Genomic DNA, 1,230 nt, shown 5'->3' on the forward strand with positions numbered 1-1,230 from the left:
AATCAAAAAAATTATCTATTTTAGTTAATATTGAATTAATGTTCGTAATTGGATATAATATTTTTAATGTCTGCAATATCCATGAATAACAAGATTCAACATCAGAAAATATAATATCATAATCTTTTGCATGAGCGGAAATATTCCTTTTATTTCTCCAATATACCCAATCTTCAAATATTTTTGAGTTATTAGATAATGAAAAAATATATAAAAATCTTTTTTTTGTTAAAAAATCTCTTATCAAAAATAAATCCCATTGGTTTTCGTCCGTTAATTTAGAATCAACAATTAATATTTCTATTTCTTTTATATCCTCTGAAATTTTATCATTATTTTTAACTTCATGTAAAATATTATTTCTTTCTATAATAATTCTATTTTGTAATACCATATTAAAACCAGAAATAGCCATGATAATAGCCGACCTAAAACAATTAGCTCTATAACAACTTACAGATTCATAAAAACAACTAACAGCATTTTTAGGTATATTATTTTGCTCTTTTATCCATTTTTCAAATTTTCTGTCCATTTAATGATTCCTTAATTGATTTACTTTATATGATACACAAATAATGATTATTGTCAATTTTAATTTTTTAATCGACTTTTTTAATCGGAAGTAACTTTTCCAATTCGGTTTTAGACACTTGAGTATTTCCGCTAATAAGTCGCATTACTTTTATATTAACTTCGTCTTGCAAAGCGTTTAAAATATCTTCCAAAGAATAATTATGATTTGAATTTTTTAGAGGATAAATATATAAAGCGTCCCGAAGGTTCGCATTCAAAATTAAATACTTTCAAAGACGGATTTAGAATACTTTGGACTATAATTTATTTGTTAATGACTGAAAAACCGCTATTATTTTTTAATACGATAAGTTTAATATTTTTGTCTATAGGATTATTTTTAGGAATAGGAATAACGATAGAATATTTTGAGACTTTAAGAGTTGATAGATTTCCGACTGCTATATTAACTATCTGTTTGATAATATTATCGGGTTTATCATTTTCAATAGGACTTTTAATGAACGCTATAAGTAAAGTTTTAAGCGAGAATAGGAGATTTAAGTATAATTCGGTTAAGTGATTTAAAATTAATTACTAATAAAAGTATTGACATAATTTTCTATATAGTGTATATTATAGATATAAGTTCTTTGGATTTATCTATAAATTATATAATTAATTTAGACATATCATTGTGGATATACCTATATG

At 23.3% G+C, this 1,230-nt stretch carries 1 protein-coding gene and 2 pseudogenes; 1 reads left to right on the forward strand and 2 read right to left on the reverse strand.

Features of this window, described 5'->3' with window-relative positions:
• Window positions 1-535 (reverse strand): annotated as a pseudogene (locus ACR0QS_RS13295) (hypothetical protein); the annotation flags it as partial.
• 67 nt (window positions 536-602) lie between these two features.
• Window positions 603-764 (reverse strand): annotated as a pseudogene (locus tag ACR0QS_RS13300) (HsdM family class I SAM-dependent methyltransferase); the annotation flags it as partial.
• On the opposite strand from ACR0QS_RS13300, the gene ACR0QS_RS13305 reads away from it, so the two are divergent.
• Complete coding sequence (locus ACR0QS_RS13305; RefSeq protein ID WP_432633932.1) at window positions 743-1,099, forward strand: family 2 glycosyl transferase; 357 nt, start codon at window positions 743-745, stop codon at window positions 1,097-1,099. The pseudogene ACR0QS_RS13300 and the gene ACR0QS_RS13305 overlap by 22 nt on opposite strands.
• Window positions 1,100-1,230 lie beyond the last annotated feature (131 nt).

The organism is Brachyspira sp. (assembly GCF_050873525.1).
In the GTDB taxonomy this organism is placed as follows: domain Bacteria; phylum Spirochaetota; class Brachyspiria; order Brachyspirales; family Brachyspiraceae; genus Brachyspira.